The organism is Leclercia sp. G3L (assembly GCF_021117075.1).
GTDB classification, from domain to species: Bacteria; Pseudomonadota; Gammaproteobacteria; order Enterobacterales; family Enterobacteriaceae; genus Enterobacter; species Enterobacter adecarboxylatus_C.
The window spans coordinates 2769192-2788297 of the sequence record NZ_CP088265.1; the positions used below are offsets into that span (position 1 = coordinate 2769192).

Below are 19106 nucleotides of genomic sequence, written 5' to 3' on the forward strand. Positions count from 1 at the left end.
AGCAACAGATAGACATATTTTATGTTTTGCCGGCTGGCTGGGTGCGTAAAAAATGTAACAAATCAACACATCCCTTCACCTGTTGGGGCGGCTTTAATTATTTTTACCATGAATATAATATTATTTAAACGTTATATTATCGATGGTTTCTTTTATAAAATCCGAAACAAACCTCCACTGCTAATATAGTCGTATCCGGACTATGTTATTTCTTTCCGGGAATGATTATGATACGGCTTAATTCATTGATGCTGTTTTTGTTTTTCTCCAATTTAAAGAAGTGACCAGACAATGTTCAGCCCGGCTGGTGCGTTTCTTCTGTCAGGTTATTTTTATTATAACTTTCTGATGTTGCTCTGTATTTTTAATATTGAGTACCTGTGGTTATTATTGGAAGTTATCCAGAAATTAATGGGCTATTAACAAAATTCATAGAGTATTATTTATTAATGACCATATCATTCCGCACCGGAGCGGGGTTTTTTGTCGCCCTGTTATTGGCAGGTTGCACAATTACGCCCGGCCAACATATAAATACTTCTGGAAAAAATAACGTTGCTGTTGCCGACAATCCGCTTGATTTGGATAAAAAAGTGGATGTCTGGCCGTTAACGCCGTCCGTCATTGAACAGCTGCGGGGCGAACGCGAGAAATCTCAGGCAAATCCGAATCTGGATGAAGAATTAAAGCGCTGGGAATACCGGATTGGCCCCGGGGACGTGCTGATGATCACCGTCTGGGATCACCCGGAACTGACCACCCCAGCGGGTCAGTACCGCAGCGCCAGCGACACCGGTAACTGGGTGGGCGCGGACGGTACGCTCTTCTATCCCTATGTCGGTAAACTCCATGTTGCAGGTAAAACTCTGGCCCAGGTGCGCAAAGAGATCACCGCCCGGCTGGACAGGGTGATTGAAAGCCCGCAGGTCGATGTCACTATTGCGGCGTTCCGGTCGCAAAAAGCGTACGTAACCGGCGAAGTGGTGAAATCGGGACAACAGCCGATTACCAATATTCCGCTGACCATTATGGATGCCATTAACGCGGCGGGTGGTCTTTCGCCAGATGCAGACTGGCGCAACGTGGTGCTGACCCATGATGGCAAAGATACGCGGATTTCGCTGTATGCCCTGATGCAGCACGGCGATCTGACACAAAACAGGCTGCTCTGGCCGGGCGACATTCTGTTTATCCCGCGCAACGACGCCCTGAAAGTCTTTGTTATGGGCGAGGTGGTAAAACAGAGTACCCTCAAGATGGATCGCAGCGGCATGACGCTGGCAGAAGCGTTAGCCAGCGCCGGCGGTCTGAATCAGGACATGGCTGATGCATCCGGCATCTTCGTGATCCGCTCCACCTCCGGTAAAAGCCGTGACGGCAAAATTGCGCGTATCTGGCAGCTGAACGCCCGCGACGCGTCTGCCATGGTGCTCGGCACGGAATTTCAGCTCCAGCCCTACGATATTGTTTACGTGACCACGGCGCCAGTCTCGCGCTGGAATCGGGTGGTGGCACAGCTGGTTCCGACCATCAGCGGCGTGCACGATCTGACGGAAACCGTGCGCTTTATTAAGTCGTGGCCCGAATAATGATTCAATCCATTCTGGTCGTTTGCACAGGAAATATTTGCCGCTCACCCATTGGTGAGCGGCTTTTACAGCAGAAGCTACCCACCTTTACCATCGCCTCGGCGGGCATCTGCGGCCTCGCCGGACGCCCGGCAGATGCCCATGCGCAGAAAATTGCAGCCATGTATGGCGTATCGCTGGCGGATCACGTTGCACGCCCGCTGACGGCGGCAATGATGCGGGAATACGATCTCATCCTTGCCATGGAGTCAGCACAGATTAATCGGATCTCGCTCATTGCACCGGAGGTGCGCGGCAAAGCCTTACTGTTTAGGCAATGGCTAAGGGAGCAGGACATTCCCGATCCGTACGGTAAAAGCATGGAAGCGTTTGAATATGTTTTTCGCCTGCTTGGCGAAGCGAGTCAGGAATGGGCCAACCGACTTACAGTTAAGGGATTATGTACATGTCGTCGAAAAGCGTAAATGCACAGGGTTATTCAGTGGATAATCATGAGCTGGATCTGGCGCGTCTTCTGGGAGAGTTAATCGATCATCGCGTATGTATTTTTAGCTGTACGCTACTTTTTACGTTGTGTGGGGTGTTGTACGCGTTATTTGCCTCACCGTTATATATCGCTGATGCGATGGTGCAAATTGAAGATAAGCAGCAGAACAGCCTGCTTAAATCGTTAAACCAACTTTCGCCCACCTTATCATCCGATTCGTCCGCCGAAATTCCGCTACTGAAATCCCGCATGATCCTCGGTGAAACCGTGGAGGCGTTGCGCTTGCGGGATGAGGTAACCCCGATCCGTTTTCCCTTGATTGGGGAGGGCTGGGCCAGGCTGACCGGCCAGCAACCCGCTATCCTGAGGCTGGACAGGTTGACGCTGCCTCCCGGGCAGGGCAAAGCGATGTCGCTTACGATCACCGCCGAAGACAACGGAAAATATCTGCTGGAAGGAGCAGGGTTGAGCCTCCAGGGGACGGTCGGCACGTTGGTACAACGTGCCGGGGTGACGATACGGGTCAGTGAAATGTCGGCTCCCCCCGGAACACGCTTCCGGGTGCAACAGCGCACGCAGCTTGAGGCCATCAATGCCCTGAGCCGTCAGTTTAGCGTCACGGCGCAGGGTAAAGAGAGTGGCATGCTGACGTTGAGCCTGACGGGTACCGATCCCGTCCGGATCGCCAGCACGCTGAACCACATTGCTGAGAGCTATCTGCATCAGAACATTGCCCGACAGGCTGCACAGGACTCACAAAGCCTGGACTTTCTCCAGCGTCAGATGCCGCAGGTGCGCGGTGAACTGGAGCAGGCAGAGGAACGGCTGAACAGCTATCGCAAACAGCGCGATTCGGTGGATTTATCGCTGGAGGCCAAAGCCGTGCTGGAGCAGATCGTCAATGTCGACAACCAGCTGAATGAGCTGACCTTCCGCGAAGCTGAAGTGTCGCAGCACTTTAAAAAAGACCACCCGACCTATCGGGCGCTGCGTGAAAAACGCCAGACGTTAGAGAGCGAGCGGGAGCGGCTGAATAAACGGATAGGGACGATGCCGTCCACACAGCAGGAGATCCTGCGTCTCAGCCGTGACGTCGATTCTGGCCGGGCGGTTTACCTTCAGCTTCTTACCCGGCAGCAGGAGCTCAACATCTCCCGCTCCAGCGCGATCGGCAACGTGCGCATTATCGATTCGGCGGTGACGCAGCCTGCGCCGATCAAACCACGCAAGGCGCTGATCGTGATTATCACGACCCTGTTTGGCTTCTGCGTCTCGGCAGGCGGAGTGCTGGCAAGATCGGCATTGCGGCACGGCATCAACGCTCCGGAACAGCTGGAAAAAGAAGGGATTAGCGTCTATGCCACTTTGCCCCATTCGGAATGGCTGCACGCTAAAACCCGGGTGGGGAACCGCTATTTCTTCCACTACTGCAAACGGCACAAAACCCGCGACGTGCCCTTTTTACCGATAGACAGGCCGCTGGATAATTTTGTCGAAGCGGTGCGCGGGTTACGTACCAGCCTGCATTTCGCCATGATGGATGCCGAAAATAACATTCTGATGTTCAGTGGTCCTTCACAGGACTGTGGCAAAACGCTGGTCAGCACCTCGCTCGCGGCGCTGGTGACCCAGGTCGATCGGCGAGTGCTGTTTATCGATGCCGATATGCGTAAAGGCTACGTGCACAATATTTTTGGTCTGCGTAATGACGCCGGTCTGTCGGACGTCCTGTCAGGGAAAGCGTCCTTCACTGAGGCGGTTCAGACTTACGCCAGCGGCCAGTTTGATGTAGTGACCTGCGGGCAATATCCACCTAACCCATCTGAGCTGCTGATGCATGACCGTTTTCGGGCGTTTATGACCTGGGCCAGCGAGCAGTACGACATGGTGATTGTTGATACCCCGCCTATTCTGGCGGTCACGGATGCCGCGCTGGTGGGCCGGATTGCAGCCTCCACGCTGCTGGTAGCACGGTTCAACGTTACCAGCGTCCGGGAGATGGCCGTCAGCCAGGGGCGCTTGCAGCAGATGGGGGTCAACATTAAAGGGGCAATCCTGAACGACGTCGTGAAGTCGGCGGCCAGCTATTATACTTTTGGTTACGATGCGTATGGCTATTCCGCTGCGCAGAGCGAAAACGCGAAGAAAAAAGCGGGATAACGAGGGGATAAAGACCCGGCAGCGAACGCTGCCGGGTTGAACAACTTACTTCGCCAGCAGCTCGTGCGCCGTGCGTTCCACCAGTGACAGCAGGACTTTGACATCCTCCAGCGTCACGATTGGGTTCAGCAGGGTCAGCTTCAGGCAGGTGATACCGTTATGCTCGGTTACACCGACGTTGGCACGCCCCGATTCCAGCAGCGCATCACCAATTTTCTGGTTGAGCAGCGCAATGCCCGCATCGTCCAGATTCAGTTCAGGACGGAAGCGGAACAGCACGCTCGCCAGCTGCGGCGGCATCACCAGCTCCAGCTGTGGCTGTTCGGTAACATACGCGGCAACCTGCTGCGCCATGGTCACACCGTGATCGATGATCTCAGCGTATTTCTTCTGACCCAGCGCTTCCAGGCTCATCCACAGCTTCAGCGCGTCAAAGCGACGGGTGGTTTGCAGGGATTTGGATACCAGGTTCGGTACGCCAGCCTCTTCGTCAAACTCAGAGTTCAGGTACGCCGCCTGATAGCGCATCAGCTCATAGTGACGCGCCTCTTTCAGCAGGAACGCGCCGCAGCTGATGGTCTGGAAGAACTGCTTGTGGAAGTCCAGGGTTACGGAATCCACCAGCTCGATACCGTCGAGGTAATCGCGATACTTCTCAGACATCAGCAGCGCGCCGCCCCAGGCCGCATCCACGTGAACCCAGATATTCTGCTTCGCCGCCAGCTCCGCAATGGCACGCAGCGGATCGATAGCGCCCGCGTCGGTGGTCCCTGCGGTGGCAACGATCGCCAGAATCTGTTCGCCGTTGGCATTGCACTGCTCGATTTTCGCCGCCAGATCGGTCAGATCCATACGCGAACATTCGTCAGTTTTTACCTGAATAACGGACTGATAGCCGAGGCCCATCAGCGCCATGTTCTTCTGCACGGAGAAGTGCGCGCTGTCGGAGCACAGCACCCGGATCTTACGCAGATCGCCCACCAGACCATCCTGCTGGACGGAGTGGCCCTGACGCGCGAAGAAAGCATCGCGCGCCAGCATCAGTCCCATCATGTTGCTCTGGGTGCCGCCGCTGGTGAAGACGCCGGCGTCGCCAGGCTGGTAACCCAGACGAGTACGCAGCCACTCGATCAGTTTTATCTCGATAATGGTCGCAGACGGGCTTTGATCCCAGGAGTCCATGCTCTGGTTAGTGGCGTTGATCATCACTTCCGCCGCCTGGCTTACCACCAGGCTTGGGCAGTGGAGGTGCGCCACACACTGCGGATGATGCACCGCCAGGCTGTCTTTCAGGAAATATTCAACGGCACGCTCGATGGCGGTCTCGTTGCCCAGCCCTTCCGGGCTGAACTCCAGGTTGATGCGCTCGCGCAGCTCGGCGACCGTTTTACCCTGGTACATTTCCGGCTGTTTCAGCCACTGCATAACCGCCTGAGTGCTCTGCTCGATGGCCTGCTGATAGGCTTCGATGCTTTGCGCCGACGACGACAAAATCGGGTTTAAATCTGACATTGTATCCATTGTCTCCGGTTAGACTGGGCGAACGCCCGCAGCAAGCAGCGCCTGCTCAAATTTGTCCAGGAACACGTTCAGCTCCTGATCGCTGATCAGCAGGGAAGGCAGCAGACGCACCACGTTACCGTTACGGCCGCCACGCTCCAGAATCAGACCGGCTTCGAAGCATTTCTTCTGGATCAGCGCGGACAGCTCGCCGTCGCCCGGGAAGCAGCCCATATGGTCGGCAGCTTCGTGCGGTTTAACAATCTCGATACCAATCATCATGCCCAGACCGCGCACGTGACCAATAACCGGATAGCGTTTCTGCAGCTCAACCAGCTTCGCCTTCAGCCACTCGCCCTGGGCGGCAACTTTATCGGCAATGTTCTGCTCTTTGAGGATCTGCAGGGTGGTGAGGCCGGTCGCCATCGCCAGTTGGTTGCCACGGAAAGTACCGGTATGGTGACCCGGAGACCAGGCATCGAACTGCTTTTTGATACCGAGAACGGCCAGCGGCAGACCGCCACCGACAGCTTTGGACATCACCACGATGTCTGGCTGGATACCCGCGTGTTCGAAGGCGAAGAATTTACCGGTACGGGCAAAGCCAGCCTGCACTTCGTCGAGGATCAGCAGGATGCCGTGCTCTTCGGTCACTTTACGGATGCGCTGCAGCCACTCAACCGGTGCCGGGTTCACGCCGCCTTCGCCCTGGACTGCTTCCAGGATCACGGCAGCAGGTTTACGCACGCCGCTCTCAACGTCGTTGATCAGGTTTTCGAAGTAGTAGGTCAGGGCTTTCACGCCTGCTTCACCGCCGATACCCAGCGGGCAGCGGTACTCGTGCGGGTAAGGCATGAACTGCACTTCCGGCATCATGCCGTCAACCGCTTCTTTCGGAGACAGGTTGCCGGTCACGGACAGCGCGCCGTGGGTCATGCCGTGATAGGCACCGGAGAAGCTGATAATGCCGCTGCGGCCGGTCACTTTTTTCGCCAGCTTCAGCGCGGCTTCAACAGCGTCCGCACCGGATGGGCCGGTAAACTGCAGGCAGTACTCTTTGCCCTGACCTGGCAGCATGGAGAGCAGGTATTCTGAGAACGCGTCTTTCAACGGCGTGGTCAGATCCAGGGTATGTAACGGCAAGCCGCTGGTAATGACACTTTGGATGCTTTTCAGCACATCAGGATGGTTATGACCCAGCGCCAGCGTTCCCGCTCCGGCCAGGCAATCAAGATACTCTTTGTTATCCGCATCGGTGATCCACACCCCATCCGCCTTAGTAATGGCTAAAGGCAGCTTGCGCGGATAACTCCTGACATTGGATTCCATTTCGGCCTGACGGGCCAGATAGGTTTCGTTGGTTTTGAAAGAAGAGGCATTCAAAGTATCAATACGGACTTTATCCGTCATCATATCACTCCTACAACCGCAGCTCAGCACGTGGCCACGATTGAATAATTAATTAAGAAAATGAGAAGGGCATCAAAAATCGCGGCCAATATAGAGCCTTTTTGCGCGGGGCTCAATGGTTAATTGTTTATCGTTTTGTTACGCGCGTTGAAACAACGCGCGTAAGCCGTAACCCCGCATGGCTACTGAGGTTTCCTGGGGAGCGCTCTGCGGAAAAAAGTGGGGTATTTTAGAATGCTTTAGGAGTATTTTGAACGACGTTCAGAATCCCATGATCGCGACCCCTGGTTTTATTCCATGACGCATCGGTGATGCCGTCGATATCAAGGGAGATCGACAGAACGTAACCGGCCCCTTTAATTTCGTAGAAGTTCGCATTCGAACGCTTTACCGTGGCTTTTTTGCCATTGATGGTGGCCTGAGTGAAACCATTGTTGATGGTGGCTTTGATGCCGTTGGCGCTAAAAGAGGCTTTACGCAGCGGGTCGCCAATACGCGCTGCCTGCGCATGCTGTATGGCGGCATGAGCATTCTCCAGGGCCTGTTTCTCAGCGGCGGCATTGATGGTGGCCTGACGGTTCTGGTCGGCGATATAGCACGCATCACGGCTGACGCCTTTTGCCTCACACTGTGCTAACCGCTGTTCTTCAGAGACGCAGCCCGCGAGAAGCGCTGCAACCACACCCACCAACAGAATCTTTTTCATACATTAACCTTTATCTTTGTTCTGGAATTTCGTATCCGGTTTCTATATTAGTAACGCAGTCATTGCGCAGGGTTACTATCCCGGAAGGCAAGTGTCCTCAGGTTGATGAAGATCACATTTAGCACGAATAGCTAAAGTTATGGGCGTAATCCTGGTGAGGCATCGCGGTAGCAGAAAGGTTCTTGCTATTGCCAGACGCATCCTCTACGCTGCCGTGATTACATCATCTTATGTAATTTGACTCGGGGTGCCCTTCCTTGTGAAGGCTGAGAAATACCCGTACCACCTGATCTGGATAATGCCAGCGTAGGGGGCCAAGATTCCGATTAGTATTCATGAGATTGCATTTCTTTTTGTCCGTGCTGAATGCACTTGAGGTACAAAAAGGGCTTGATCATGAGGTACAAAACTCTTCCATACACGTTTCAACGAAACGGCAATTACTATCTGCAAATCCGGCTTTCAAATGGCAGGATGTATAAAAAATCTCTTCTCACTGATAGTTATCGTGAAGCATCTACTTTGATGGTTAGCATCACTGCACATGTTCCTTTTGTTAAATCATTAGCTACCCCGATCCCGATGTTTGATGCCTTTGTGTCAAACCTGATTGTGTCAGAACGTAAGACTGTGAAAGTTCCGCTCCTACTCAGCCAACCGATTGTTGTACCTGATGCAATCGTTGATCCAGCATCACGAGTCGAACCGGAAAAAGTGTTAGCCCTTTCTGATGCTTGGGCTTTGTACAAAGATGAAAAAGGGCGTAACTGGACAAAATCGATCTCAATGGCAAATGAACGTTACATGGCAGTGTTGCTAACTGTCTTGGGAGGGGAAACTGATGTAACGGCGATCACCAAGCAGGACATAAAACAGGTGATGGAAGTTGTTGAGAACCTCCCTAAGCGTGTTGTTCAGCCCTATAGGTCAATGACTATTCAGCAACTGGTAAATTGCGATGATGTTCCACCTGATGAGTTAGTTGGTGTTGAGGCAATCCATAAGCATCTCAAGCTGTATAAATCACTTTTTAAAACGTTTCTCACAGGAAACAAAGATATTTTAATGAAGTCGCCAACTGATGGTGTAGTTGCAGCACCTTCTAAAGCAAGGTTTGGTGCATACAGTCTGGCGGAGATGAAGAAGATTGTAGAGTGGGCACTTAAGCAGTCTGATGGCTGGCAGAAGTGGATTATATTGCTGTTGGCGTATACTGGAGCCAGGAGAGGTGAAATTGCAAAATTGGAAAAATCACAGATCAAATATGATGAGGATAGCCAGCGATATTACTTCTTGATAGCGGAAGGAGGGCAAGGGAAAACCGAAAACGCCACCCGGCAAGTAGTGATCCACCCTAAGCTTATCGAATGGGGGTTTATGGATTATGTTGATCGGCAATGGAAAGAGCGGGTTTTTTCAGAAGTGGCGGGTACTAACATGACAAAGATCGGCAAAGAATTTGCGGATGTGCGTAATCGGCTTGGAATTCCATACTTAGATGACTTTGGGCAGCGTAGGCTTCTGCATAGCATTCGTCACTCTGTCTGCTCTGCTGCGATGTCAGGATGGGTAACGAACATCTTGCATTTGCAACAAACGGTAGGTCATGAAAAAAGTGGAGGAATCACGAAACGCTATCTGCATACCTTCCCTCTATCGTCAATTTGTTACGTAATTGATGGGATTTTTTGGATTTAAGTTTATGTTTATATTAAGGATTTAATGAGGCTCTTTAACCATGATTTAGTTTTGAAGGTTTCGAGAGTATTTGTCAACAAATGACAATCCGTGGGTAAACTGCCATTTGAAGTACGGAGACTTGTGTGTAGTAACTAAGATATTTTGATAACACTGATGATGTGATCTAACTCGCATTTTTATGAGATAACCTGATTGTTTTAGAAGTTTGGATTCTGCTATGCTTGCGATAACTAACAGCTTGAAAACAATACAAATAAGGTAAGGGATTCTAATGGCGTTGAAAGTTTTTATTAGTTACTCGCACAGAGATGAAACATATAAAGAAACTTTAGATGAACATTTATCTTTGCTTAAACGTAATGAAATAATCGATACATGGAATGATAGAAGGTTAATTGCTGGACAAAAATGGGAGAATGAGATATCTGAAAATCTTTTGGAGTCAGATGTAATTATTTTCCTTGTAAGCTCAAGCTTTATTTCATCAGACTATTGTTATGGTATTGAGATGAAAAAGGCATTAGAACTACATAATAGTGGTAATAGTATCGTTGTACCATTAATTATTCGCCCTTGTGATTGGACATCGGCAGAATTCGGAAGTATACAAGGTTTGCCAAAAGATGCTCTCCCTGTTTCTAAATGGGAGAATGAAGATGATGCGTGGTTAAACGCAGTTAACGGTATCAAGAGGTTAATTGGTAGCATTAGTGAAAAAAAAAACTAACCACTTCATCATCTTCACAGATTTTAGTAAGCAAAGATACTTTAAAATGGTTGGATGACACAGAGGTAGTTCTAACACATAGAGCTGTAACAAAGGTCACGCTACGTGATATCTATGTGTCTTGTGACATGAAAAATGCTACAGCCGTTGATGTGGTTAAAAGTAATGAAGTTGGGTAATGACTCCAACTTACTGATAGTGTTTTATGTTCAGATAATGCCCGATGACCTTGTCATGCAGCTCCACCGATTTTGAGAACGACAGTGACTTCCGTCCCAGCCTTGCCAGATGTTGTCTCAGATTCAGGTTATGCCGCTCAATTCGCTGAGTGTAACGCTTGCTGATTACGTGCAGCTTTCCCTTCAGGCGGGATTCATACAGCGGCCAGCCATCCGTCATCCATACCACGACCTCAAAGGCCGACAGCAGGCTCAGAAGACGCTCCAGTGTGGCCAGAGTGCGTTCACCGAAGACGTGCGCCACAACCGTCCTCCGTATCCTGTCATACGCGTAAAACAGCCAGCGCTGACGTGATTTAGCACCGACGTAGCCCCACTGTTCGTCCATTTCAGCGCAGACAATCACATCACTGCCCGGCTGTATGCGCGAGGTTACCGACTGCGGCCTGAGTTTTTTAAGTGACGTAAAATCGTGTTGAGGCCAACGCCCATAATGCGGGCGGTTGCCCGGCATCCAACACCATTCATGGCCATATCAATGATTTTCTGGTGTGTACCGGGCTGAGAGGCGGTGTAAGTGAACTGTAGCTGCCATGTTTTACGGCAGTGAGAGCAGAGATAGCGCTGATGTCCGGCAGTACTTTTACCGTTACGCACCACGCCTTCAGTAGCTGAGCAGGAGGGACAACTGATGGAGATGGAAGCCACGGGAGCACCTCAAAAACACCATCGTACACTAAATCAGTAAGTTGGCACCATTACCATGAAGTTGAATACATAAATTCTGATTTGATTATTGGTGATCCAAAATATTATTTGATTACTGGGGAGGAACAGCAGGGGAAAACATCTCTTCTTAAAAATACTTTTAGAAAATTAGCTGAAAGTGGTTTTCCAGTAATTTATATTGATGCAAGAAATATCAAAACATCTGACATTAACATTGTTATTGGAAGTGAACTTAAGAAACAATATGATAATTTCGCTCTTGACAGTTTCTTGCAATCAGATGAAAAAGTCATTCTAATTGATGGAATAGACTTTATAGGCTTGAATAATAAATATCGCGAGCTTTTTCTCTCGAATGTGAAGAGTCAATTTCAGCACATAATAATTACTTGTAATACTTCCTATTCATATATCTATCCAGAAGTGTACGAATTAAATGACTTTACTGTCTATGACCTATTAGGGCTTGGTCATGCTAAACGTACCGAATTAATAGAGAAATGGATTTCATTAGGTAAAGAGGAGTCTATTGACGAATCGACACTGTATGAACAATGTGATGAGTTTAAACTCAAGTTAGATACTATTATTAGGAAAAACATTGTTCCGCCAAAACCAATTTATGTTTTGATTTTGTTACAGATGTTCGAAGCGTATTCTCAGCAAAATCTGGAAATGACTTCATATGGACACTGTTATCAGCAATTGGTTTATCAGTCCTTTGATCACGCAAAAATCCCTAAAAAAGACGGGTAATGACTCCAACTTACTGATAGTGTTTTATGTTCAGATAATGCCCGATGACCTTGTCATGCAGCTCCACCGATTTTGAGAACGACAGTGACTTCCGTCCCAGCCTTGCCAGATGTTGTCTCAGATTCAGGTTATGCCGCTCAATTCGCTGAGTGTAACGCTTGCTGATTACGTGCAGCTTTCCCTTCAGGCGGGATTCATACAGCGGCCAGCCATCCGTCATCCATACCACGACCTCAAAGGCCGACAGCAGGCTCAGAAGACGCTCCAGTGTGGCCAGAGTGCGTTCACCGAAGACGTGCGCCACAACCGTCCTCCGTATCCTGTCATACGCGTAAAACAGCCAGCGCTGACGTGATTTAGCACCGACGTAGCCCCACTGTTCGTCCATTTCAGCGCAGACAATCACATCACTGCCCGGCTGTATGCGCGAGGTTACCGACTGCGGCCTGAGTTTTTTAAGTGACGTAAAATCGTGTTGAGGCCAACGCCCATAATGCGGGCGGTTGCCCGGCATCCAACACCATTCATGGCCATATCAATGATTTTCTGGTGTGTACCGGGCTGAGAGGCGGTGTAAGTGAACTGTAGCTGCCATGTTTTACGGCAGTGAGAGCAGAGATAGCGCTGATGTCCGGCAGTACTTTTACCGTTACGCACCACGCCTTCAGTAGCTGAGCAGGAGGGACAACTGATGGAGATGGAAGCCACGGGAGCACCTCAAAAACACCATCGTACACTAAATCAGTAAGTTGGCACCATTACCAAAAAGACGTTGAAAAATATCTTAATGTTTTGACAGAATTAGCTTGGAAAATGCACACAAATAATGGTCAGATTCTTGAATCTGAGCTGCCATTATTTTTCAAAGACTATGGGAATGTTTATCTAACAGTAAATGGTGAAGAAATAATTAAGACACTTAGAAATAACTCTATACTCTATTCTGATGGATTTAATATAAAATTTAAGTACCCTTATCTATTCTATTTCTTCGCTGCAAAGAAAATTGCGGAACAGTATGTACAAGACGAACAGGTTCGCAATGATTTCCGCAATCTTTTGTCATCATTGCATAGAGAGGATTATGCAAATATTTTGGTTTTTGTAACCCATCATACAAAAGATTCTTGGGTATTAACTGAAATTAAAAACACTCTTTCTGAGCTTTTTCACGAACAGCAACCTGCGACTCTTGATAAAGAGCAGCTCATCTTTATGAGTGAGTTTATTGCACAAATTCCTGACTTAATTTTAGAACAAAGGGAAATCAAAACTGAACGTGAAAAGCATGATCAGCAGCTTGATAAAATCGAAAAAGCACATTCTGAAGTAAGCGATTCAGATGATGATTACGAGCAACCAGATATATTGGCAAAAATAAATAAAACCTTCAAAGGGATGGAGGTTTCAGGGCAAATTATTCGTAATAGATATGCAACTCTAACAAGACAAGATTTATATGAGTTAGCATCCAATGGTGCTGAAACTGGCTTGAGATTTTTAGATTACTTCATCCAGCTTTCAAATACTGCGAAGAGTGAAATTGTATCACTTATTGAGAATACGCTTAAAGAACATCCAAATCTAACTGATGAACAAATAAACAAGCAAGCCAAGCATGTATTCTTACAAATGACATATGGAGTAATTAATGGAGTTATCCGTAAAATAGCCTCGTCAATAGGTTCCAGAGAGGCTTCAGAAATTTATTCATCACTTAAATATAAGAACTCTGAATCTCCTGCTATTATCCTGCTTAATCAAGCCATTGAACTACAATTTATGCGAACAATTAATATTCCAAAACTTTCTGATACTACTCAAAAGTTAAAGGGTAATCCTGTCTTCATTAGAATACTAAAGGAGATGGTCATTCAGCATACCTATATGTTCCCGGTAGGATATAAAGAAAAACAACAAATAGCCGAGTTGCTCGACTTAAGTGTCAAGCAACAACGCATAATGGATTCGAAAAAAATAGGGAAGGCTTAATTTATACTAATGACTCATTTGTTCTATTGGTGCATTATTTTCCAATAGTTCTACTCTCATATTATGTAGCGATTTAGAATGCTTAATCGCTACATATCGACTATGCTTTTAACACTTGATTAACTGTTGCGAAATGCCTTGGTTGTTCATTATTACACTTTATAATTAAGTGCAATAGACTAATCAATACAAAGTGGGGCATTACACCGAATTAATTTCAGGCTCATAATGGATATCGAAAGGATTCGAATAGTATTAAACTGCAAGCCCGTTTAATTTATCCCATCCCACTATATTGGCGTTTAACGCTGCTAATATTAGCGAGCATTTCTTTCTTAACGCGAAACACTGTAGCTCTGCCACAATCACAAAGTTTTGCGATCTCGTCAGGTGTGTTCTTGTTGGCTTGAAGCATAGCAATAATCTTGCTGTGAAGCTCTTTGTTCTTTTGTTTGCCCTTGTACTTTTTAGCCTCTTTAGCGATGGCGATCCCCTCATTGCGTCTTGAGGCAATCATTCCCCTCTCAAATTCTGCTACCGCTCCCATCATGGTTAGAATCAGTCGAGATTGCTGGGAGTTGTCAAAGTTCATCGAGTTCGTATGAAAGCGAATGACAATTCCACGCTCAACAAGGCTATCAATCATTTCCAGTAAATCGCGAGTATTTCGTGCAAGTCTATCTATGGAGTGGACAATAAGTGTATCACCTTTGCGGAGGTGGGAAAGCAGGTTCAATAGTTCAGGTCTTTCGCTGGTGGTCTTCCCGGACTCTTTTTCTATGACGATTTTATCGCAGATAGGTTCCAGTGCTGCTAACTGACGCTCAAGGTTTTGATCTTTTGTTGACACCCTCGCGTATCCAAAAATCATTCGTCTGTCCTCGATTATCTTTAGTATCATTTAAATTAACTTAATGGTACTGTATCATTTGAATCCTTTCAACAAATAAATGATACTGAGTAAGACGAGAAAACCGAGTATCGATAGGTAGTACCCTAAAGAGATTCTTGATCGTTCCGTTTTTAGGCAATATAAGTTTAGTGGGAAGTTCGGCACTGAGAACTGAGCACACAGCATTTTATTGGCGGGGTAGAACATGATCAGGCGAACGAGATTTTAAATCAGGTAGATTTAAACTGATTGTACTTTTTTCTAAGTAAAAGATTACTTAAATTTTTTTGTCAAAAATTGATGGGCTGTGTTTCGATTATTTTTCACACTAAAGTCTGGTAACTTTAGCGAGAGAGGAAAAAGCTTTAAAAAAGTAAGAAATATCATTTTACATCCATTAAAAAAGGCCGCTTTGCGACCTCTTTTATTGCATTTAAAATTTGAATGCTACTTATAAGGCTGCATTAATTCTTCGTCTGACATACTTTGAACGTATTTGCTATTTAAATTAAAACATTCATCTGCATTTTTGGACCTTTTTTTATAATTAGCTTTACTTGCCCATATTTTTAACCCTTCTTTTTTTCCATCATTAAACTCTTGACTGTTCATACTCCCTAATTTATTCACTTCAATTTGAAAGTGCTTATATGACTCTTTAGCCTCTTTGCCTATTCCTGAAAAAGGTTGAGACTCATTTATACCGCTATAAAAACCAGAGCAAAATGAATTAATATTTAAATCATTACCAGCATATGCACTTACTGATAATGATAGAATAAAACATAAAAATAAAACATGAAATTTATTCATCGCTGATTCCTTATTATATATAAAATAAATGTTTCTTTATTGCATATCAACACTTAATACTTCACCTGTATCAGCGTTGTATGTGCAGGAGTACTGTATATTTTTGAACGCACCGAAACCGTTTTGAGCTTGTGCCCGATGCCCGTAAAGAGTTACTAATCTCCTATTTTTATCGTACCAACTTAGAGAGGAAAATTTTGGTTCTGTAATTCCATCAGTCCATTTAAATTCGTACTTAGCTGAATCCTCAACAGCTTTCGCACACATATAATCTCCACGCTCATGTTTCGATATATAGCATTCGGGATTATCAAGGCGTAGGCATTCAGCTTCTTCCTCTTTTGCTCTTTGTTCTTTTTGGGCTGCAAGCAATTCCTCGTGAGCGGCCTTTTCTGCCGCTTTAGTTTTCTGTTCAGCTAAGAATTTTACGTAATCAGCAGTATTTGTAATGTTATTTTCACGGGCGTGTGAAAACTCTCTGCCGTCCTTAAAACCAAGTTTTTGTGCTCTCGCTTCATCGCTTGAGGAACGGGCTGCACTTGCCGCAATAGCAAGTCCGATGATCAGTACTGGCACCGTATAATTATTAACGAATTTATAAGGTAAGTACTTCGCTTTAAGCGTACCGGAACCCAAAACAGCCCAGCCTATCGCGGTAGTACTTGCCAGTAGCTGGCACAATCCAGCGACGGAAAGCATCACTACCGACCAGATCCCCGTACCGATTGCGAAAAGATCACCAAATTTCTCCATTGACGCAAGGAATAAAAATACTCCCCAAATACCATAGATTCCTATTTTTAAATATTTACTCACCGCAATTATCCTTTAAGAATATTCCAAACCGATGGTTCATTCCATTTGAATTATCGGCAAGAATTCGTTTACCTTTAGGAATTTCCATTAAAAAGGGATCCCGCCAAAGTCCATAGATTATCAGTTGTACAACTCTCACAGCTTTATCACTCCCGTTAGCTTCTTTCAGGCCAAAAGTACGGACTTAAGGCCGTCCGTATTTAGGTACTCAAGAGTAACATGCACGCCAATATTGATCGATATTAACGATCAAAATTTCAGAAATTGATCGTTAAAAACTATCAAAATCTATTAATTCAATACAAATCAATAGGTAAAATCGATCAAGCGGATTCTTCATCCATGTAAGTGGTTATGTACCTGATTTCAATACGGAGAGTATTTGAGATACCATCACGCAAACGCTCTTTAAGCGTCGCTACGCCGTTTTATGGGGTCGGGAATGTCGATAATGAACATCGCATTCAGGGGCTTCCTGTCCGTTTTGTCCAAAACACCACCATGAAGGGGGATAGATCGGATCGGGGTCGCTTCGCTCTGGTCAGTACTGATAGGGCTTTTCCAGTAACTGAAACAGCAGATACCCCGCTAAGTACTTAAAGGAATTATTAGTAGAATAAGTAAGGAAATAACAGGCAGTTATGTACTTACTGACAGAACAATAAAACGCGATTGGGTTCGCTCTGTAAGTGACCGAAGGGAACGCAGCAGTAGAACCGAATCCAGCGAACAGTACTCGCTTGCGGGTACTGTTTAATCGTTTTATATGTATAACAATAAGATAAGCTATCAAGTACTCACTCCGCGAGTACTCTTACTAACTACCCGAAACAGTTCGCTTGCTTCGCCGCGTCTGCTTTCAGGTAGTTAATTCGCTTTCGCTCGTTGTTATGTCCGAAATTTATTAACTAAAGGTTTATAAGGTATTATTTTTCGGACATTTATCCGTTTATATGGTGGGGTTTTGGGCTTCAATTTCTGCTTGTTTTTTTGTATTTCATTTTCGTATTTTTCCCACATAGCCTTTTTTTCTTCAGTGCTGAGATCTGCATTGGTAGAACTGGCAAGAAACGCCCTGAACACTTTTAAATCAAGCCCTGGATTGCTGCGTTTCCAACGGCGAAAACGCTTTGCTTTGGTATCATCAAGAGTGAAACGCTTTTCCTTGTTCATGGAGCCTTGCGGTCTGCCTCTCTGCCCTTGCTCGTCGTCATCAATACCGAGATCTATGTACTCAATATTATCCGTAAGTGATCTGGCCTGCCATTCATCAAAAACATAAACGGTCTGGGTTTCAGTACTTTCAAAATTCCTCGAAATCCCTCGTAGTACGAACTGGTGTAAACTTTCATACTCCCTCGCAAGGTGAATCGCCTCGCCGTCAATCTCAAAGAACAATTCACACTGTTTAGCCTCTGTTTCAGAGGGACGCATACAAGCCAACCAGACGCACGTCATAAGGTTATGGTACTGGTTCAATCCTCTGGCATCCGGGCTTATCTCTTTGCCATTTTTAAGACTCTGAGAATCGCTTTTGTTCTTTGTCCAGTAGAATTCCTTCTTCTCAAGCTTTTTATCAATATAAGTGTATATTTTTTGTGCTTTATCAGGGTTGTTAGTTTTCCATGTCCTTGATAGTTTGAATTTTTTCGAGAAGTAATAAACTTTTAATCTGTCTTTAAGTTCTGTGTTGCGTTTCAGTAATCCTTCAAGTTCAGTACTTTTAAATAATTCTTTATTTCCTTTATAGATCAAGGAGTTTTCAAAATTAGCCCCCAGAAAGGTAATTGATACATCTTTGTACTTATTGAGATCTTTCCATGCCGTGATATTAAGCTGTACTTTTTCAGGATTAGTAAAGTATTCATTATTCATGATAAAAATATCGTTATCATTCAAAACGGAAAATTCTTTGTTAACTATATTTTTCATTATGTCCCCCTGTACATCAGGGTTCCTTTTTGCGGCAATATACATATTATTATCATCTAACGACCGTATACCTTTAATGAATGCCTCGTATATTATTTTTTTAATTTCAGTATTTCCATCATTGATGCTCTGGAAAGAGTGGAAATTAGTCACATCATCTATGTAAACAATTCTGTCGGATAGAAGTTCTACAGGTATTTTGAAAAATGTTTTATCTGTTATGATTAGTGTTTTTTTGCATCCCGATGAAAGAAAGTTAATGACAGAACTAATAACACTTTCCTCTCTTGAGACTGTATCAGTAATAATATACATACAATTATTAATTTTCTTTGCTGTCTGCTTAATAAGTTCTTGTGTATTTTGTACTACAAGATATTTTTCGGTACTGTTATTGATTATATTACATATGGCGGTAGTTTTACCTGAACCACATTCAGCAGATACGTACTTAAATTTGGTAAGGATAGATGTAGGATTAATCATTTGTACATGCTCCATATTGATTAATTTAGAAAGGCCGATTCATGTGAGTGAGTCAGCCTTTCATTTTTTTTGGTTTAGATTATTTTTTTAACTGGGGGGTTGTGTAAATGCTTAAGTTTTACTTTTTGATACCAGTTTTTGTATTTCGTGAGTTTGTTATTCCTTAGCTTCCCTATGTATCCTTTGGGTAATCGCACTTTTAATATGTTACATATTCGTGCTGAGGTCATA

Annotated in this window: 16 protein-coding genes and 1 riboswitch; of the genes, 7 read left to right on the plus strand and 9 right to left on the minus strand. The window is 45.9% G+C overall.

All coding sequences use genetic code 11. The features are described from left to right. The first annotated feature begins 449 nt into the window (after window positions 1-449). Genes LRS40_RS14570 through LRS40_RS14580 form a run of 3 tightly spaced genes read left to right on the plus strand, consistent with a single transcriptional unit; the run spans window position 450 to window position 4236 of the window. Complete coding sequence (locus LRS40_RS14570) at window positions 450-1589, plus strand: polysaccharide export protein (protein WP_156264230.1); 1140 nt, start codon at window positions 450-452, stop codon at window positions 1587-1589. Then, window positions 1589-2053, plus strand: a complete 465-nt coding sequence (locus LRS40_RS14575) for a protein tyrosine phosphatase (protein ID WP_304608185.1) — start codon at window positions 1589-1591, stop codon at window positions 2051-2053. Before LRS40_RS14570 ends, LRS40_RS14575 begins: the two co-directional genes overlap by 1 nt. Continuing rightward, on the plus strand, window positions 2035-4236 hold the full coding sequence (locus LRS40_RS14580) for a polysaccharide biosynthesis tyrosine autokinase (protein WP_231311890.1): 2202 nt from the start codon (window positions 2035-2037) through the stop codon (window positions 4234-4236). Before LRS40_RS14575 ends, LRS40_RS14580 begins: the two co-directional genes overlap by 19 nt. 45 nt (window positions 4237-4281) lie before the next feature. Here the strand turns inward: LRS40_RS14580 and LRS40_RS14585 are convergent, their stop codons facing one another. The 3 genes from LRS40_RS14585 to LRS40_RS14595 form a co-directional block, all read right to left on the minus strand. Further along, complete coding sequence (locus LRS40_RS14585) at window positions 4282-5748, minus strand: aspartate aminotransferase family protein (RefSeq protein ID WP_142486437.1); 1467 nt, start codon at window positions 5746-5748, stop codon at window positions 4282-4284. A gap of 18 nt (window positions 5749-5766) precedes the next feature. Beyond that, a complete protein-coding gene (locus LRS40_RS14590; protein ID WP_039031094.1) occupies window positions 5767-7149 on the minus strand; it encodes a diaminobutyrate--2-oxoglutarate transaminase in 1383 nt (460 codons plus the stop codon). Window positions 7150-7375: 226 nt separating this feature from the next. After that, window positions 7376-7852: a hypothetical protein gene (locus LRS40_RS14595; RefSeq protein WP_231311891.1), complete on the minus strand. Its 477-nt coding sequence runs from the start codon at window positions 7850-7852 to the stop codon at window positions 7376-7378. A gap of 233 nt (window positions 7853-8085) precedes the next feature. Further along, window positions 8086-8181, plus strand: a riboswitch (TPP riboswitch). A 67-nt stretch (window positions 8182-8248) separates the two neighbouring features. Here LRS40_RS14595 and LRS40_RS14600 point away from each other — a divergent pair. Together LRS40_RS14600 and LRS40_RS14605 are read left to right on the plus strand one after the other, a co-directional pair. Next, window positions 8249-9550, plus strand: a complete 1302-nt coding sequence (locus LRS40_RS14600; protein WP_231311892.1) for a tyrosine-type recombinase/integrase — start codon at window positions 8249-8251, stop codon at window positions 9548-9550. A gap of 274 nt (window positions 9551-9824) precedes the next feature. Next, the gene (locus LRS40_RS14605; RefSeq protein WP_231311893.1) at window positions 9825-10280 is read left to right on the plus strand and encodes a toll/interleukin-1 receptor domain-containing protein; all 456 of its coding nucleotides are present in this window, start codon (window positions 9825-9827) and stop codon (window positions 10278-10280) included. Between the two features lie 189 nt (window positions 10281-10469). Here the strand turns inward: LRS40_RS14605 and LRS40_RS14610 are convergent. Then, a protein-coding gene (locus LRS40_RS14610; protein WP_223216367.1) for an IS1 family transposase occupies window positions 10470-11167 on the minus strand; the annotation gives its coding sequence in 2 pieces (ribosomal slippage) (window positions 10470-10918 and window positions 10918-11167; 699 coding nt in all). Window positions 11168-11248: 81 nt separating this feature from the next. Between LRS40_RS14610 and LRS40_RS14615 the strand changes: the two genes are divergently transcribed. After that, window positions 11249-11944 carry an ATP-binding protein gene (locus tag LRS40_RS14615; RefSeq protein ID WP_231311894.1) on the plus strand — a complete coding sequence of 232 codons (696 nt, stop codon included), beginning with the start codon at window positions 11249-11251 and terminating at the stop codon, window positions 11942-11944. A gap of 10 nt (window positions 11945-11954) precedes the next feature. Here the strand turns inward: LRS40_RS14615 and LRS40_RS14620 are convergent. Then, window positions 11955-12652, minus strand: a protein-coding gene (locus tag LRS40_RS14620) for an IS1 family transposase (protein ID WP_223216367.1) whose coding sequence is annotated in 2 segments (ribosomal slippage) — window positions 11955-12403 and window positions 12403-12652 — 699 coding nt in all. Because the reading frame shifts where the segments join, the coding sequence is not laid out codon by codon here. Window positions 12653-12757: 105 nt separating this feature from the next. On the opposite strand from LRS40_RS14620, the gene LRS40_RS14625 reads away from it, so the two are divergent. After that, the gene (locus tag LRS40_RS14625) at window positions 12758-13936 is read left to right on the plus strand and encodes a hypothetical protein (RefSeq protein WP_231311895.1); all 1179 of its coding nucleotides are present in this window, start codon (window positions 12758-12760) and stop codon (window positions 13934-13936) included. 277 nt (window positions 13937-14213) lie between these two features. Here the strand turns inward: LRS40_RS14625 and LRS40_RS14630 are convergent, their stop codons facing one another. The 4 genes from LRS40_RS14630 to LRS40_RS14645 form a co-directional block, all read right to left on the minus strand. Continuing rightward, window positions 14214-14807 carry a recombinase family protein gene (locus LRS40_RS14630; protein WP_231311896.1) on the minus strand — a complete coding sequence of 198 codons (594 nt, stop codon included), beginning with the start codon at window positions 14805-14807 and terminating at the stop codon, window positions 14214-14216. 468 nt (window positions 14808-15275) lie between these two features. Next, window positions 15276-15641, minus strand: a complete 366-nt coding sequence (locus LRS40_RS14635) for a hypothetical protein (protein WP_115463298.1) — start codon at window positions 15639-15641, stop codon at window positions 15276-15278. A 36-nt stretch (window positions 15642-15677) separates the two neighbouring features. Next, window positions 15678-16457 (minus strand): hypothetical protein, encoded by a 780-nt coding sequence (locus LRS40_RS14640; protein ID WP_231311897.1) that lies wholly within the window; start codon window positions 16455-16457, stop codon window positions 15678-15680. A gap of 888 nt (window positions 16458-17345) precedes the next feature. Then, a complete protein-coding gene (locus LRS40_RS14645; protein ID WP_231311898.1) occupies window positions 17346-18875 on the minus strand; it encodes a DEAD/DEAH box helicase family protein in 1530 nt (509 codons plus the stop codon). Between the last annotated feature and the right edge of the window lie 231 nt (window positions 18876-19106).